20 protein-coding genes are annotated in these 15,910 nt (G+C 43.7%); 17 read left to right on the top strand and 3 right to left on the bottom strand.

Annotated elements, in window-relative coordinates; all coding sequences use genetic code 11:
• The first annotated feature begins 57 nt into the window (after positions 1–57).
• The 9 genes from ACE5KN_RS28380 to ACE5KN_RS28340 all read left to right on the top strand — a co-directional run bounded on the left by ACE5KN_RS28380 (position 58) and on the right by ACE5KN_RS28340 (position 5,684).
• Positions 58–363 carry a hypothetical protein gene (locus ACE5KN_RS28380; RefSeq protein ID WP_375533243.1) on the top strand — a complete coding sequence of 102 codons (306 nt, stop codon included), beginning with the start codon at positions 58–60 and terminating at the stop codon, positions 361–363.
• Positions 360–1,319 carry a hypothetical protein gene (locus ACE5KN_RS28375; RefSeq protein WP_375533242.1) on the top strand — a complete coding sequence of 320 codons (960 nt, stop codon included), beginning with the start codon at positions 360–362 and terminating at the stop codon, positions 1,317–1,319. Before ACE5KN_RS28380 ends, ACE5KN_RS28375 begins: the two co-directional genes overlap by 4 nt.
• Positions 1,320–1,635: 316 nt before the next feature.
• Positions 1,636–2,334 (top strand): DUF2786 domain-containing protein, encoded by a 699-nt coding sequence (locus ACE5KN_RS28370; RefSeq protein WP_375533241.1) that lies wholly within the window; start codon positions 1,636–1,638, stop codon positions 2,332–2,334.
• Between the two features lie 60 nt (positions 2,335–2,394).
• Entirely contained in the window at positions 2,395–2,838 is a 444-nt protein-coding gene (locus ACE5KN_RS28365) for a hypothetical protein (RefSeq protein WP_375533240.1), read from the top strand.
• A 45-nt stretch (positions 2,839–2,883) separates the two neighbouring features.
• Positions 2,884–3,162: a hypothetical protein gene (locus ACE5KN_RS28360; protein WP_375533239.1), complete on the top strand. Its 279-nt coding sequence runs from the start codon at positions 2,884–2,886 to the stop codon at positions 3,160–3,162.
• 196 nt (positions 3,163–3,358) lie between these two features.
• Entirely contained in the window at positions 3,359–3,553 is a 195-nt protein-coding gene (locus tag ACE5KN_RS28355; RefSeq protein ID WP_375533238.1) for a hypothetical protein, read from the top strand.
• A 294-nt stretch (positions 3,554–3,847) separates the two neighbouring features.
• Positions 3,848–4,153 (top strand): helix-turn-helix domain-containing protein, encoded by a 306-nt coding sequence (locus tag ACE5KN_RS28350; RefSeq protein WP_375533237.1) that lies wholly within the window; start codon positions 3,848–3,850, stop codon positions 4,151–4,153.
• Positions 4,154–4,155: 2 nt separating this feature from the next.
• The gene (locus tag ACE5KN_RS28345; protein WP_375533236.1) at positions 4,156–5,268 is read left to right on the top strand and encodes a CHC2 zinc finger domain-containing protein; all 1,113 of its coding nucleotides are present in this window, start codon (positions 4,156–4,158) and stop codon (positions 5,266–5,268) included.
• Positions 5,269–5,348: 80 nt separating this feature from the next.
• Positions 5,349–5,684, top strand: coding sequence for a hypothetical protein (locus ACE5KN_RS28340; RefSeq protein ID WP_375533235.1), 336 nt, complete (start codon positions 5,349–5,351; stop codon positions 5,682–5,684).
• 79 nt (positions 5,685–5,763) lie between these two features.
• Here the strand turns inward: ACE5KN_RS28340 and ACE5KN_RS28335 are convergent, their stop codons facing one another.
• The 3 genes from ACE5KN_RS28335 to ACE5KN_RS28325 all read right to left on the bottom strand — a co-directional run bounded on the left by ACE5KN_RS28335 (position 5,764) and on the right by ACE5KN_RS28325 (position 8,458).
• The gene (locus ACE5KN_RS28335; RefSeq protein WP_375533234.1) at positions 5,764–6,627 is read right to left on the bottom strand and encodes an ATP-dependent DNA ligase; all 864 of its coding nucleotides are present in this window, start codon (positions 6,625–6,627) and stop codon (positions 5,764–5,766) included.
• A 245-nt stretch (positions 6,628–6,872) separates the two neighbouring features.
• Positions 6,873–7,202, bottom strand: coding sequence for a YolD-like family protein (locus ACE5KN_RS28330; RefSeq protein WP_375533233.1), 330 nt, complete (start codon positions 7,200–7,202; stop codon positions 6,873–6,875).
• Complete coding sequence (locus tag ACE5KN_RS28325; RefSeq protein ID WP_375533232.1) at positions 7,199–8,458, bottom strand: Y-family DNA polymerase; 1,260 nt, start codon at positions 8,456–8,458, stop codon at positions 7,199–7,201. Before ACE5KN_RS28325 ends, ACE5KN_RS28330 begins: the two co-directional genes overlap by 4 nt.
• A gap of 244 nt (positions 8,459–8,702) precedes the next feature.
• Here ACE5KN_RS28325 and ACE5KN_RS28320 point away from each other — a divergent pair, with 244 nt between their 5' ends.
• From ACE5KN_RS28320 to ACE5KN_RS28285, 8 genes are all read left to right on the top strand, one after another.
• Complete coding sequence (locus ACE5KN_RS28320) at positions 8,703–9,932, top strand: hypothetical protein (protein WP_375533231.1); 1,230 nt, start codon at positions 8,703–8,705, stop codon at positions 9,930–9,932.
• Between the two features lie 143 nt (positions 9,933–10,075).
• Complete coding sequence (locus ACE5KN_RS28315; protein ID WP_375533230.1) at positions 10,076–10,759, top strand: SOS response-associated peptidase; 684 nt, start codon at positions 10,076–10,078, stop codon at positions 10,757–10,759.
• Between the two features lie 29 nt (positions 10,760–10,788).
• Positions 10,789–11,148 carry a replication termination protein gene (locus ACE5KN_RS28310; RefSeq protein ID WP_375533229.1) on the top strand — a complete coding sequence of 120 codons (360 nt, stop codon included), beginning with the start codon at positions 10,789–10,791 and terminating at the stop codon, positions 11,146–11,148.
• Between the two features lie 70 nt (positions 11,149–11,218).
• Complete coding sequence (locus tag ACE5KN_RS28305; protein WP_375533228.1) at positions 11,219–12,196, top strand: hypothetical protein; 978 nt, start codon at positions 11,219–11,221, stop codon at positions 12,194–12,196.
• 500 nt (positions 12,197–12,696) lie between these two features.
• Positions 12,697–13,275, top strand: a complete 579-nt coding sequence (locus tag ACE5KN_RS28300; protein ID WP_375533227.1) for an AbrB/MazE/SpoVT family DNA-binding domain-containing protein — start codon at positions 12,697–12,699, stop codon at positions 13,273–13,275.
• Between the two features lie 945 nt (positions 13,276–14,220).
• Positions 14,221–14,754 carry an LPD11 domain-containing protein gene (locus tag ACE5KN_RS28295; protein ID WP_375533226.1) on the top strand — a complete coding sequence of 178 codons (534 nt, stop codon included), beginning with the start codon at positions 14,221–14,223 and terminating at the stop codon, positions 14,752–14,754.
• Positions 14,755–15,104: 350 nt separating this feature from the next.
• Complete coding sequence (locus tag ACE5KN_RS28290; RefSeq protein ID WP_375533225.1) at positions 15,105–15,275, top strand: antitoxin VbhA family protein; 171 nt, start codon at positions 15,105–15,107, stop codon at positions 15,273–15,275.
• A complete protein-coding gene (locus ACE5KN_RS28285; protein WP_375533224.1) occupies positions 15,275–15,907 on the top strand; it encodes a Fic/DOC family protein in 633 nt (210 codons plus the stop codon). Before ACE5KN_RS28290 ends, ACE5KN_RS28285 begins: the two co-directional genes overlap by 1 nt.
• The last annotated feature ends 3 nt before the right edge of the window (positions 15,908–15,910 follow it).

Here is a 15,910-nt window from a genome sequence, read left to right as displayed (position 1 = left end):
GAATCGGCCTGGAAATAAATGTCCGGGCCTTATCCCCTCTTGCTATAGGAGGAGCATATGTCCTACGAAACAATGATGGCTTTAACACCAGTGATATTTTTAATTGTCATGATAGTGCTGCTTTCTGCAGCGAGGATTAATTCTTACCTTACTCCGTTTAAAATTTATCGTGCTGGCGTAGTCATCTATTTAATCGCTTTAGTTTGTGATCCACCCGGTACTGCGGCCGGTTTCTCCCTAGAAGGTTTTATATTTACCGTAGTATTAATTTTGATTGTTTTCCCTTTATATGTAGTAGGGAGTATAGTATGGATATTTTCCTTCTTTCAAAGAAGGAAGAGTGTCAGAAAAAATGGTGAGTGAAAGGTAAGGTGGGACAGTTGCAATATGCTCTTATGGAATTGAATGGTACGAAAATCATAATAGATGCAGTGGAAGTAAACAGCCTCCATAAATTCGGTAATGGTGCAAGGCTGCAGGATATTGAGCCTGAAGATCATACGCTATCATTAAAGGTTGTTTATGGGCAGTTCATCCCTCAGCCAGAAATGGCTTTAGATAAGGTTAAAGAAGATATAATCGATTCGAAGGGAATGGCGCTTGGATATATTTATCAGGATGCATGTCGCATTCTGGTGCTGGAGGATATTAGCCTGGAAACACCACTCGCCAATGGCTACATCCCGTTCGCTGCATTACTCTCTACTGATCTAGAGGTCGAGCCGACTAGTGATCAAGCAATATCTGCTTTTTTACGTTACGGTGACATGATTCCTGAAGACAACATTCTCAATCGGTTCGGCATTTTTTCTATTACCAGAGTAGAGCTTAATACAAAGGATCTCACAGTAGAGAATTGGAAGGTGTTTGTTGATCTAAGTAAAATTCCTTCCGAAGTACAAACGTGCCATCACGAGCAAACTCCTAGCAGAACAGATCTGCTGGTAGAAGAACTGAAGCATGCTGAAACGATTAAGGATAAAGAGCAACATACATTCGTCTTGACACACACATATGATCAGGAGACAAGGCTTTTCTTTTTCCGCGGACCATATGCAGAAGAGACCATGAATGCACTGATCGCTTATATCCAGCACAAAGGTTCTGAAATTGATATGGCTTACGGTATGGACCAAACAGAAGTCATTACAGTATTAAAGAAATTTTACGATTGCTCGGATACAGATTTATCGATGGGAGCAACTGAAATTGATTTGTATATAAATTGGGAACAGTGGGCCGGAGCAGACTTGCTGAACGTTGCTCCTTTTGAGCGGGAAGGGCTTGATGAGTTTTTAAAGACGTTGATCGAAAACTGAAATATTGCATTAACCAGGAAAGCGGATCAGAACATCGGAGTTGAATCCGTAAGAACGAGACGTTTCATCTTATATGCTGCATAAAAGAAGGGGAGAGTGGCCCGATGAAATGCTCTGGGCCCCATCTTCTTTCATGAATGTGCGCTTATATGATCTAAAAATTGAATTGAATTTCAATTCAACTTTTATTAAAATGAACGCATAGGAAAGGGGACATACGTTTGGTCCCGAAGGACGACATCAAGTAAGCACATCGCCTATGCGAGGGAATTTTAGAGCATTGGAACTTTTTAAATCGAAATGGAGGACGTGCAGTATGAACGATGTTGAACGTAAAATCGCAAAGGCCCTCAAACTATCCAAGGGTGCCGGGACTGCTGAGGAAGCGCAGAGTGCGTTTCTCAATGCCCAGCGACTTGCTATCCAACACGGCATTGACCTTGAGGCGCTGGGGGAATTGCCTCCAGCTGCTCAACGTGAGATTGTTTATCGGGAAGTCAAATCGGAGGGTCTTTCCAGCTGGTGGCGTGAGGATCTAACGCGGATCATTGCGAAAAACTTCAAATGTAACTGGTATCGGAGCTTCAGGGGAGAGCGCGGCGGTAAGAAATTTTATGCTCACATGTTGGTAGGGTTTGCTGAAGATATTGAGATAGCTGACGCCGTTCACCACCACGCAGAGAAGGCTATCATGCATCACGCACGGGAGTACATAAAGAAGCAGGGAAAACGCATCAAACCCGAGAATAGGCCGAAATATCGCGATGAATACATTCGGGGATTTCTGGACGGTTTGCGTTGGAAATTTGACCAACAAGTTAAAGCCAACGGCTGGGAACTAGCCATTATCGTTGATCCCATCCTCATTGAGGAAGTGAATAAGATTCCGGGCATGAGCAAATTCACAATTCAGATGCCTGATTTTGTGAGTCAGACACGGGCAGCGTACAATACGGGACACAAGCAAGGTTCGGATTATATTTATCCTGCAGGATCGTTAAAAGTTGGCGGATAAATTGGGAAAGCATGTGTTTAACATTGTAGATATTAAATGAGATAAGGAGCGAGCGCTATTATGGCATTGAGTGTAGGCGAATTAAATAAGCTTTTTGAATTACAGCGGCAAGAGAGTGAAGTCTTCCTGGAGGATGGCACACCTATTATGGAGGTGGAAGAAGGAATTCTGTCTGTAAATGGTGAAAACAAGCTTGTTACTTATCTTTTGACAGATGATTCTTTACCGGATCATATTACTTTCCATGTCGACATTGACAGTTATATTAGCAGCCATTCTAATCCGGATGACCCAAATGTAGATCATGATATGAAACAATGGGCCAAAGAGTATTTTTTGAAGTTGAAGCAAAACGAAGATCCGTACCGGAAAGGATTTTACCTGATTATGGGGATCATGAAGACAGGTGATTCTATCGAAGTCAAGGCCGAAAGGATTCAAGCGATCTTAGAAGGCTTCAAAGAATCTAACGTACGGGAAAGAACGTTGTCCTACTATAAATAATCAAAATGAGGCACCAACCTTAGTTGAATGGAGGACCAGCCCCCTATGTTAGACTATTTTAGGAACAAAAAGATTAAACAAATTTTCAGCCGGTTTCCTAGTATTGATCACACTGAACAAGAGTGGCTTGTTAATGATTTAAAAGCCAGGGGAGAGCGATTACGCTCTGATATACATTTACATGGAGCAATAGAAATAAATTTAATCAAGGATCGTATAGACCTGATTGATGAGGCCATATATGTAATGACAACTAATAATTATAGGGATAATTTAGAGAAATGTATGATAGTTAAAAAGGTTTATGCAACAATTTTGAAATAAATATCATCGGGATGCCGGGCAGTTCCAATGATGCGGCTAATGATGTGGCCAGCACATTCGGACCTCTGCAGGCGCAGTCACGAGCCGAAAGTGAGCGCCCGGCAACACCCCGCTGCCTCCAATCCGGAGGAGATTCGCTCAGATCTCGGCACATCTATACGGCGCAGCTACGCGGTTGTAAGAAAGGATGGTATGCATGCAGAGAATGAAAGAAGTTCAATGTAAAACCTGTTTTAAGAAAATAGCAACGATCAATACTGCACTTAATGTCATAGAAGAGGAGGGCGGCGTCTCCCGATCTAATAGTTCTTATCCAGTCGGTCCTAATGATGTTGAGGAAGTCAAATTAACATGTAAATGCGGCCATGTAACAACTTTTTATGGTGGTTGATGAATCCTATTGAATAGGAGGTTGTAAATGAAATGAACGCTTTCTCACTTTTTGTAAATAACAATGTAATTCATTGAATATGGAGGCTGTATGAAAAATAAGAGCCAATTTGAATGGTGTGTTGTAATATCATTCCTAGTAATCATACCGTGCCTCGTTATTTTCTGGCCTGAATACTATGCTTCAGGAACGCTGATATTGATTCTTTTTTGGTTGGGAGTATACCTTGTCTTCTTCGGATCGAGGCGTAAGGACACTTAATGAATATTAAGTTGTATTAAAAGGTGGTACGATATGAGATTTGGTGAATACATCAAGAATCTACGAAAATCGATCGGGTTTAATCAGGCGGATGTGGCAATGAAAGTTGGTATAACGACATCCTATTTGAGCAAGATTGAAAAGGGAAGTGTTTCTCCACCATCTGAAGAAAAATTACTGCAGTTAGCAGCAGTGCTTCAGGACGATCCCAATAATATTATTTTTAAAGCTGGTAAGATTCCGCCAGACATCCGTGAGCTTATCTTTCAGGAGCCCGGTGTTTATGAATATCTGCATCAAAAGTTAAAGGATAAGCGTAAGGAAGAAAGCAGGGAATAGTCATGGCCATACATTTTTCGGAGAAATTCATAGACCAGCTCTTGGAACAAGTGGACATGATGCAACTTATGGAAAAGCATGGTGTACGGGTTAAAGCAGGCTCGGGCGAAAACCATTATTATATTGCAGACTTCTGTTGTGGTAAGAAGGATTTTGATAATGGCCGCATTAAGAAAGCCACACAGACCTACAAATGCGGATCCTGCCAAACAGGTGGAAACGCCATTCATTTCCTCCGGAATGTTGTAGGCAAAACTTTCCATGAAGCTGTTTTGGAATTAGTTGATATGGCAGGCATGCCGCTGCCGGATGACCAAGTGAATAGTAAGCAGCGGAGAAAAGAGGAAGCCTTGGCGCTGGCTGCGGAGTTTTATCATAACCAAGGCAACTTTGATTATTTTCTGTCACGGGGGATTTCCATTGAAGTCCTCAAAAAATATAAAGCCGGCTATGCGCCTGGAGGGCGTGAGCTCCGGAATCATTTAGTAAGGCAAGGGTTCACGAAGGAAGAACTCCAGGAATTCAAGTTATTAAACAATAGGGGATTGGACCGCTTTTTTTACCGGGCTGTCCTGCCGATATATATGTTTGGGAAGGTTGTAGATCTCTACGGCCGTGCGGTAGATGATTCTCGTGCAGGCATCAAACACCAGTATCTTTATGGAGATATTCCCTTCCTGGGCGGGTATGACTTTATAAAAAGTGACCAACTCGTTACAATCTATGAGTCGTTTATTGATCAACTGGTTGCCGAGAGCCATGGAATCCTTAACGGAACCAATCCAGGAGGTTCAGGTAAATTTACCAGTAAGCACGCACGCTTGATACATAGAAAGACAGATAAAGCTGTGCTATTGTTCGATGGGGACCAAGCTGGCCGTGAAGGTGCTTTAGCTGCAGGGCGTATGTTGATCGATACCGGCGTTCAAACATGGGTCGGTGAGCTTCCTGAAGGAGAAGATCCTGCTCAAATGATCTCCGAGAAAGGGATTGATCATTTTAAAAGTTACCTGACCGGAAAAAGTTACGAGCAGTTTGAAATGTACTGCATGCTGCAGAAGTATGCTCTTGAGGATATTGAACGGTATGTCAATGAAATGAAGAGGAGAAATTAGTGGGGGGGATGTCTATGTCCACACATAACACTTTGACGAAATCCATTATTTCCAGTAAATGAGCAGGAGAGTGTATTAAATTGGATGAAAGCACAAAAGTTAAATACTGTTTGGTGCAACTTGGAATGCTTTATTATGCTGGTGGACTGGCACGTAAAAGTCCAATAAAAGATACATTTAGTTATGAGTTTGTAAGTGATGAATCGCTAGCATTTCCTTTCATTGATGAGTCCTTTGCTAATATTGTAGCTACAAAATGTGGAGCAACAGTAATTCTAAGAAACTCAACTTTTAAGCAATACGCAGATTTATATGAAAGACATAAAAAATATATAGATAGTGAAAAGGAGTGGCATAAAGAACAAGAACGTGCGTTAATCGAAGAACTGAAACAGCAAAACAACACTGGAAATTGAATCTTTTGTTTCCACCATAAAATCCGAATACTCTTTTTTTATAAAATATGCCGCCATCATAATGGCGGCATTTAAGTACCTAAACAACTTGTTGAATTAATCGTTCCACAACTGGCAGACGCATCGATCCATCCTTATTCCAATGACGGAATCTGACACCTACCTTGATAAGCGGCTCTACATAAGCATAGTCCTTCGTTTCCCGCAGGGTTAGTTTCTTCAGTTGCGGAAAGGTGGTTTTGCCAATCGGTCCTGTTATGCCGTATTTAACAGCTCCTACGGGTACGATTCGCCCTCCACGATCCATCCCCAGCAGCCAGGACACGTCTTTCTTGGAATACCCCGTGATATAGCATTCCTCACGTTGGAAAACAACAATACGCTGCCATACTCCAGGAGGTCGTTTTCCAGCATAATACTTGCTGTCTTTCTTCTTTAGGACGATACCTTCCAATTGATGCTGCTTACACAAGTCAAAGAATGTTGTGAAGCCATGCTCCGTGTAACGAATTTTCTTTATCACGTCATTCTCCTTGATAGCCTCTTCCAGGATAGCTTTACGTTCCATGAGGGGCAGGGACTTTGTGTCTTTGCCTTTATAGGTAAGGATATCGAACGCGACATAGGTGAGCCCAGCTGTCTTGGGGCCAAATCGCTTGGAGGAAAAACGGCTCATGGTCGCAGCAAAATTGGGAGCTCCAGTATCCGGATCACTTACAAAAAACTCTCCGTCCAAGACTGTGTGTCTGGCTGTGGCGTTTGATGCTGCAGAAGTGATCTCCTCAAAGCGGGAGGTAATTTCGTTGCGGTGCCGAGTATATAGCCGTGTGGTATGATCAATATCCAGGATTCCGCGGATGCCGTCTAATTTCAATTCTCCAATATGCTGGTCGGATTCGAAGGGGGCCGGACAGTCTACAAGTAACATTGGATCTACATACATTGATTTCACCCCCCTATACCGTACCATAGCGGAAATCATCTATCACTGGTACTTGATGGGGTGAGAGGATAGATATACATCGGTCTGTATGACCGCGCAACGATTCATTTCTCTTACGTACCGTCCGGGACATCCAGGGTCACCGCTGAAGACCGCGTCATGAGCTGAAGGGGAGCAGACTGGCGCGAGGCGCTCCATGTTCCTAATGAGATCCGGTCAGCTCCGCTGCTGCTCCATCATAACTGCTACAACAGGTTCATTTCTTTTATGAATACCAATTGAATCCGATTCAGATCTCCATTTGGTTCCTCCAGTAAAAGATACCCGGCTAATGGATCACATCGTTTGATGACACCCCGGATGCTTACGAAGCGCTTATTGCTATAATAGGTGATTTCGACTATTCTGGCATCCTGCAGGCTAATAGATATTCGATCATTGAGCTCTTGCAGTTGATCATCGTCCAGGGTTGGCATTGTAATATCATCTTGGGCATAAGCCCACTTCTGAAGACGATCTTTATGTTCTGGTAGCATTAGCGAAGCCCACTTTTTATGTCCGCGATCTCTAATCATTGAAAATGCCCTCCGATTTTCTGAGTACGTCCCAAATGAGTGCCGGCATCCGTCAGAGAGCATGCCCTAAACACAGAAGCCCCGCCGAACCGCGCATGAATCGCATCGATGGCTGAGCCAAGCAGCCGTAGCTTTTCGTCCTGTGGACCTGAAAATAGGTCCAACTGAATGGCATCATCACTGACCAGGTTGGATACGGCGACATGTACGGTGCGTATTTTCCCCATCACGTTGGCCTGGCTGTATAGTGCTATGCAGGTATCATAAAGCCGCTTTGATACATTGGTTGCTTCAGGGAGCGTGAAGGAGCGGCTGAAGCCCTTTTTAAGCTCATGCTTACTGTACCCAAAAGAGAGGGATACGGTCCGGCATGCTGCGTTTATTTCGCGCATACGTGATGCCAAGTGATCCGTAATCTCATAGATCACAGTGGGCACTTCATCTTTGTTGTAATCCCTCATAAGAGTGATACCGTTAGAAAATCCTTTACGCATTTCAGCGGAAGGATCGACGAAGATCGGGGACAGATCCACTCCCCAGGCATGATAATAAAGCTGTTCGCCCATCACCCCATATTTTTGTTTGAGCTTGGCGAGGGAGCATTTTGCCAAGTCCTCCAGTATGTAAATGCCCATACGGTTCAGATTACGTTTCATCCTGTGGCCAATACCCCATACGTCCTCAATCGGCGTGGGCCAAAGCAGCTTTGGAATATCTTCATATTTGCACTCTGCAATGCCCTTTTTCTTCGCATGGATGTCCAGGACCATCTTTGCCAGCAGTTTGTTGGGACCGATGCCGATTGCGCAGGGGAGCCCGGTTTGCAGCTTTATATCCTCTTGAATCAACCTGGCGATATCACGAGCGCTGCCAAATATCTGTTCGAGGCCATCACAGATTACCCATGACTCGTCCACGGAGTAGGTGTGAATGGCTTCTTTTGGCGCATACTGGTTTAATAAATTCGTGATTTGCATTGAAGTATCCAGATACAGGCCCATACGAGCATTCACGATCCGGATTCTGGGATCGGGCGGGATCTCGTAAAGCCGGCTGCCGGTTCGGATACCAAACTCTTTTTTGAGCACTGGTGAAGCTGCGAGCACGACGCTGCCTGGCCGGTTTTTATCACCTACAACAGCAAGCAGGGTGGTAAGCGGGTCCAAACCTTGGTTTACGGCCTCAACGGATGCATAGAAGCTTTTCATATCGATACAGAGTACCCTGTTGTGTGGAAGTTTTGAGTAGTCAATCATTCAGGTATCTCCTTCCTTTTAAAGAACATATGTTCCTATATATTATATACATAGAATAGGATATCTAAACAATCAGAATGATTTTCCTGTTTTCCATATTAATAGGGTATTGATTGTAGATGTGTTAAGCGTAAATACTCCAAAATGTAAATAGTTATTTACACCTATAGACACATTGCTTTATCATGGATTCAATAGGCAAATAGCGCGATGTCTATATGAAAATAAAAAGAGGGTGAATAGTGTGGCAGAAAAGGATTTTGTGATTGAATCATACCGAGGTCCAGAAACTGGAGGACGTAATCAGCAGCCGAGAGATTTTGTTATAGAAAGCTACCGATCATTGGCTGTCAACGATCGGGATTTTGCTATTGAATCCTATCGGCAAACAAACGTAGAGCTACCGTCGAGAGCTACCAGGTTTCCCACTAAAGTGCCATACCGTATGCTTAATAAAGCACACGACTATGCTAAAGAAATTAGAGATTATTTAAAAGAGCAGCGGCGAACAATCAAGGCGCGTCCGACCGTTAAAGAATACGATCATGTTGAGATGCAAGTACGAAACCTTCAAACTGGTAACCTAGAGACAATTAACGTGAGCATCGATAAGGCACTAAGTAAAGAAGCCGGAGTCGTTGTTTCCAGAGAGCTGTTTGAAAACTGCCGTTCTTTGCAAGAACTGAGAAGTGTTAGCCAAATGGATGCCGTGGAGCTGCGAGCTCTTTCTGATCGAGGCATGAATCCGAAGAAAGAAGTGGAGCGTATAGAGGACGTGAGAGGGTCTTCCCGTATCGAAGCCCAGCCGGCTTCTCTTCAAGCCGAACCCGAGAGTACTTCTCGCCCCGATCGCAGCTGGATGAAAGAACGTAAAGAACGGCTTGATGCAGCCGATCAGGCCCATGGAAAACTGAGTGAATCACTTGGAAGCATGCAGCCGAACATGAACCATACATACAAGGTCGGAAACGATAAAGAATGGAATGTGCTTTGTTACGACCATGGTCACGGTGTTGAATTTGTTGCTTACGAGAAAACAAATCCCCAGGCAGATAGAATCGATACAAATAGCCCACGACAGCTGGCCAGTATCATGATGGGGGATAATCTTCAAAGCGCCCGCTTAATTGCTGCCGAGCCTATCGGACCGGTTGATGGAAAATTAAACGACTTGGCTGATGTCATTAAACAACATACGGAGCATATGCCGAAACTCATACAGGTCGAACATTTGGGCAAGGAGATCAGCTCCTGGAAGCTCCTCCAAAACGAACACGGGAAAAACGATGAGCGGATGGAGTACAAGCTGAAGGGAGACAATTTAACGCATACCGCACTTTTCCGGAATGATGATATCAGCAGAGTCCATAGGGATCGGATGATGGATGGATTGAAGGAACAGAAGCCAGAAGTATTAAATGAGTTTTTCAGAAACATGCGGGATAAGAGCTTGCAACTTGATCGGGGCAGATAAATCGGTATGGCTGCTGTCTTTGGACAGTGGCCGTTTCTATTTTTCAGGATGAGTTTCTACTATTATAATGGAGTTACATTCAGGACAACCTGTTAAGTAGGTGTAATTTAAATTAACCGGTTGAAGCGAAAGGGGAGATAAGCATGTGCGGCCGTTTCACTTTGGTAGCTGATGAATCAGAAGTCATTGAGGGTTTCTCCGTTGAACGTGTTGATTATGAATATAAGCCTCGATATAATGTGGCTCCAACCCAAACCATTGCCGCCATTTCCCATCGAAATGGAGGGCGTGTGCTGGAAGGGTATCGTTGGGGGCTTATTCCATTTTGGGCCCAGGACATGAAGAGTGGCTATACCATGTTCAATGCTCGTGCTGAGACTCTTCAGAGTAAGCGGGCATTCCGCGATCTTCTTTCGAGTAACCGAATCGTCATTCCTGCTGACGGATTTTACGAGTGGAAAAAAGAAGGGAAGGATAAGCAGCCGTTTCGTTTCCAGCTGGAGTCGAAAAGGGTATACGGCTTCGCCGGCTTATTCGATCAGTGGGAGAATCCTGAAGATGGAGAAATAATTCGAAGCTGTACGATTATCACAACAACACCTAATGAGCTGGTTAAAGATATTCATGATCGGATGCCGGTCATTTTAGACGTTGAGGCCGTGAGCGTTTGGTTGGACCCAGAGGTAAGGGACAAGAAGATTGTTCAGGAACTCTTGGTTCCGCTGCCGGCGAAACAGATGATATGTTATCCGGTTTCCAAGTTGGTAGGGAATGTAAAAAACTCTGATGCGTCTCTTATTGAAGAGATCCCGCTCAATTCAAAATAGATCCACATGGTTAGAAATGGGGAAGAGTAGTGGCTTTTATGATTGCCCAGAGGGCATTTATCAAATTGTATTTACTGACGTTGGTGGAAAAGCATTGGGGCTATGGATACCAGATGCTTGAGGATATGAAATTTCAATTTAAGGAGTTTGGGTATATCCCTCCGCAAAGTGAGGTTTACCGTGCTTTGCATGAGCTGGTTCAGGAAGGAATTCTGTATCGAACGAAAAAATTAAAGAAGGGGGATCCGCGCGTCGATTTCCAGGAAATTGTTATGTACAATTTCACGGACGAAGGCAGGGAAAAGGCTGCTTTATACAAAAAACAGGTCAAAGCGGATCTTGATCGGTGCATTGGGATGCTGCGAAAAGCGGAAAAGGATAATTTTTAGTTACCGGGGATCTTTTGGGAAGGATAATATGATATATTAAGGGAAATATAGTAGGGAAGAAGTGAAGTAATTGCTTGAAGATTTCCTCCGGGATCTGCTCGATTTACCGCCATCTGAACGTGATGAGCTGCTTGCCTTAAATCAACATTTAATGAAAGATCGCCAGATAAAAATTATTACGAAAAAATTGACTCAAATAACTGACGATACCGGCATGGCACAGTTTACTAGGGAAGATACATTGAATAGAATAAGCCGGTATGTCGAATCAGCCAAAAATCATATACGAAAAGATGATAATGGTTTACATTTGCCGAAGGCCAGTCAGTTTATGATCGTTAGGGTAAACTTTGCAGGACTCGGTACAGAATTAGACGATGTTCATTATGCAATTGTTTGGGAAGAGCATAGGAAGAGGGACAATATAAGTGTTATTCCTACAACGAGCTTCAAACCGGAATCTACACTGGAGACAGGTCTGACATTTAATATTGGCCATGTTGATTTTCTCGGTGGAGAAACAGTTGTATTAATGGATCAAATAATAAGCATTAGCAGGAAACGACTACAAGCAGTCCGACATTATAATCATGGCACAGGAAGGAGAGAAATTGCAAAGCTCTCAAAGGATCAGCAGCTCCGGATAAAAGACGGATTTCGTATATATGGTTTACATGAAGCGACGCTTTTCAATGAATTCATACGCGACAGCTTTAAAGATACATTGCCCGAATTTCAAGATCCGGATGTGCAGTTTGATCACCTTCATCGACCAGTCATTACAATTCAGAATACAAAGGACGAACTCATTTACCAGCTTTATAATGATACACGTCAGTTTACAATATCACGAAAGCTTTTTGCTAAACCTGGCGTTAACCGATACCAATTGTTAATCGATTGGATTAACGCTAAAGCCGAAGTTGATCGAGCAACCCTCGAAATCGTTAAGAGCAGGGAAGAGGTTCGCAAAGAGGGGTATGCAAAGATTCAGGCTGCCATTGAAGCGTGGGAGCAGCCTTCTGGAGAAGATGGATTAACCAGTTAAAAAGGTATTGACATTCCGGACAATATAAGATAGAATGAAGACAATAAATAAACGGAATCATAACAAATGCCCCATGGTGGGCCTCGGAATTTCAGAAAATGCCCCGTGGTGGGCCTCGAAAAACACCTCTACTTTTGAGTAGGGGTGTTTTTCATTTCACTCATCTTCTTGCTCTGGAAAATATCCTAGCAGGTTCCCGCATAAGGGGCAGTGCTTAATTGAAGTTCTATTCAATTCGTTGGCAGTCGTGTAGGCGGAATCCAAGGAAATGGTATCAATGATTGGAGTGATTTTATTGTACCCGCATTCCAAATGGTCGCAACATTCAACCACGGAGTATTTCTTCATGTTTGCCCTCCTTCAGTATTAGCTTTATCGCTTACAAGACATCGTATTCATTATAAGTTGTAAAGTTATTACCCGATCTGAGACGAGTTTTACGTTGACAAACTCCTTACTTTTCCTTACTATAGTCGTAAGGAAAAGTAAGGAGTGGTTCGATGTTTAAGTCTACTATGACAAGTAAAGGACAGCTTACTGTACCAAAGGAAATTAGGGAATATCTTAATCTGCATGCGGGGGACGGAGTTATATTTGAGGTTAAAGGTGATAAAGTCTTATTTGACAAAGATTATGAAATAATTCAATGTCCCGTATGTGAAGGATTCGGCTCATTTAATTTCAATAATTTGCCATGCTTTATTTGCGATCAAACAAAGTACATAAACTCAAAGCAATCTTCTTGGCAACTTATTAGCTTAATTAAGTTAAATAAATATGGTGTTGCAATGTCAGTCAGTTCACATGAAGTTGGGCCGGAAGGAGAGCTAGAGTTCCGTCATATTCCGAAAGTTGAGTTGTTTAGTAAAAAGTATCCAGATGTATTGTTAAATATCGCTTGCGACTATTTACAAATGAGGTTTATTGAAGAATTTGCTCCGAGGAGTCTTTCTGATCCTGAGAAATTTATGATTCCTTCGGATGGCGAATTAAAAGATATTCTTGCTTTGTTAAAAAGAGAGGTTGTCAAAAACGAGGTCGAAGCTTGGTTCCGAGGGAAAAGAAGTTTTGGAAATTAGGTCGGTGTATCTGAATGCTTCAAAAAGAGAAGGATAATCATTATAAAGGCTTGGATGTATATCGTCCAAGCCTTTTACTCTGGTCTATTACCATTTTGTTAGTCTGCCTAATGGTCTCAATAAATCTTCCCCATGGATTATAACACGAGATCTACACGCTTTACAGGTAACAGCAGCTGTTCTATGGGTAATACCACGGATACGGTAGTTGCAGTAAGGGCAAGTCCCATAAAGCTTTCCAAAGAAAACCGCTTGAAGAAATCCAACAGCCGCCACAAGGGCAATTAACAAACCTTTTGGCTCCATGTTCAATTGGTTGACGATTAAAAGAATGAATAAGTAAACAATCACAATCCTGCTTACTGCAGTGACTCATGTGTTGGCAGCCGCTCGGAATCTCATAAAAGAGAAAACCAGGCGTTTGGGGTTGTGAAATCAAACGGAAGCGTTGGTTTACATTTTTACAATCGTCCAATATCGAGGAGTTCACCGGTTTGTGACAACATGTAAGGAAATGGTTTTATGCGGCTGGCAGATCCAAAAGCCGCCGGCAGCACGCCGGATGCCCAAGGGGCATACACGCATGGATAGAACCGGCAGCCGCCGGTTCTTTGGATTGAGGTGATCTTTCCCTTTTGCCCCCCGCATGGTATCAGCTCTCAAGGCGACTAACCTTCCGGACGGCCGAGCCTCCAGGCTTCGCTCTCCACCGCCCGGAAGCTAAGACGCCAAGCCAGCCGTTCAAGGGGCTCCAAAAACTTTCCCTGATGACTCCCTGGTTGGGGGCGGAAAGTTTTTGGAGGCTGATACCCTTGACAAACTGGTTATGAGACTGATCCCTAGCAAGTGTCAAAAGGGAAAAATCATCCCCTATGGGGACGCCAGCCATGCGGCAGGCAACGTCCAACATCACCTCAAAACGGATAAAGGAGCTGATTGTATGTCATGGAACACATCTTCACCGCTATAGCGAGTAAATCAAGAGATTTAACTACTTCGGGCAGAGCTGAACACAAAAGAATGGAGCTGGTAAGAATGGAAGCAACGGCAAACGTAAGAACGATGGAATACATCGGTTTAGACGACTGGGACAGACCCGTCTATAAGTGCATCGAAACGGGTTCGCTGTGGAAGGACATAGAGCTTGGCAAGTGCGATACGCCCGCATTGTATAGCTGTGGGAACAACTTCGACGGCGAACCGTGTTCCCAAATGAAGAGCGACTTGGTTGTGGTGTTCAAGACGAAGTATGCAGAGAACCCGCACAGGTTTAACTACATGATGCTGGGCAGGTTAAGAAGTGACTGTGACTACTACCTGGGGTATGGAAACAGGAACAAGAGCCGTCTGTGGGGCGGGAGTGTGAAGGAGCACATCGAGAGGATGAAGGAGATTCACAATTCCTTCCCTGAAGGGCAGAAGCCGGAATGGTTGACGTTCGAAGGCATCATTGACTACGAAAAACGAATGAGCGAATAACCAAATATAGAAGGGAGCTACGGCATTTAGGCGGCGAAAAACGCCGCCTAAATGCCGGTACGCCCCGCTGCTAGGATAACGAGAGCGTCCAAGCCGTGGCGAGCGCCCCGGCTTAGACGCTCTACGTTCCTATGCGTCGCTTCACCCCAGGAGAAGATCGGCTGCACACAGTGGCCGATCTTCTTCTGCAGGCATGCTATCCAGTAAAACGGCAATCAACAAAACATAGCACATAAAGTCCCTTCTGTGCTATGTTTTGTTGGTGAACTATGGTAAAATAGAGGTATAAGGATTTAATAGAGAGGGGTTAACTCGAACATTTCGTAGCACGGAAGAAAAGAGGGATTCATATGGATAAATCTGTTATTATTATTCGAGCAATTAAGTACGCTACCGCAACCTTGGCCATTGAGGGGAGGGTGTTGGATGAAGACGCTCAGGATTTGATCAAGCGACAGATGAAAGGAGAATTAACTGAGCAGGAGTTTCTGAATGCAGCTCTGCGCAGGGTGATGGAATGATGCGATCTATCTACACCTATCCAGGAACTGATGTGCTTAAAAATAAACCTGGCATACAAGATCAAGAAAAGCTAAGTCTATTTGAAGACATTGTATCTTCACGACGAATTGCACAGATGTACTTAAAGCCTATGAGAGGGAAGTTTGATCTGGGCCACCTACAGAATATACATTATCACTTTTTTCAGGACGTTTACCCGTTTGCAGGTCAACTGAGAAAAGAAAATATAGCAAAAGATACCTTTTCATTTGCAGATTCCAGATTTATAGAGGATGCTGGCCGAGAGTTGTTTTCCGGTCTGGCCAAGGAAAATTTTTTGCTAAATGCGCCTGCTGATCAGTTCAGCGATCGCGCTGCTCATTATATGGCGGAGATCAATGTTCTTCATCCGTTTCGTGAGGGTAATGGACGTACCCAGCGGGAGTTCATTCGGCAGCTTGCCGCTCATAGCGGTTATGAAATGGATTGGACAAGAGTGGACAAAGATACTGCTCTTCGGGCGTCCATTCGTTCAGTGGCCGATACCAAGGAGCTCTCAAAAGTAATAGGTGACAGCTTGGTGAACCAGGTACCTGATCAGGCTATTCGTGAGCGTTATCTGAGAGCAGGAGATCGTAACAGATCAAGATGATGT

The sequence above is a fragment of the Paenibacillus terreus genome (assembly GCF_042138595.1).
Classification (GTDB): domain Bacteria; phylum Bacillota; class Bacilli; order Paenibacillales; family Paenibacillaceae; genus Paenibacillus; species Paenibacillus terreus.
This window is presented reverse-complemented; position numbering and strand designations above follow the sequence as displayed.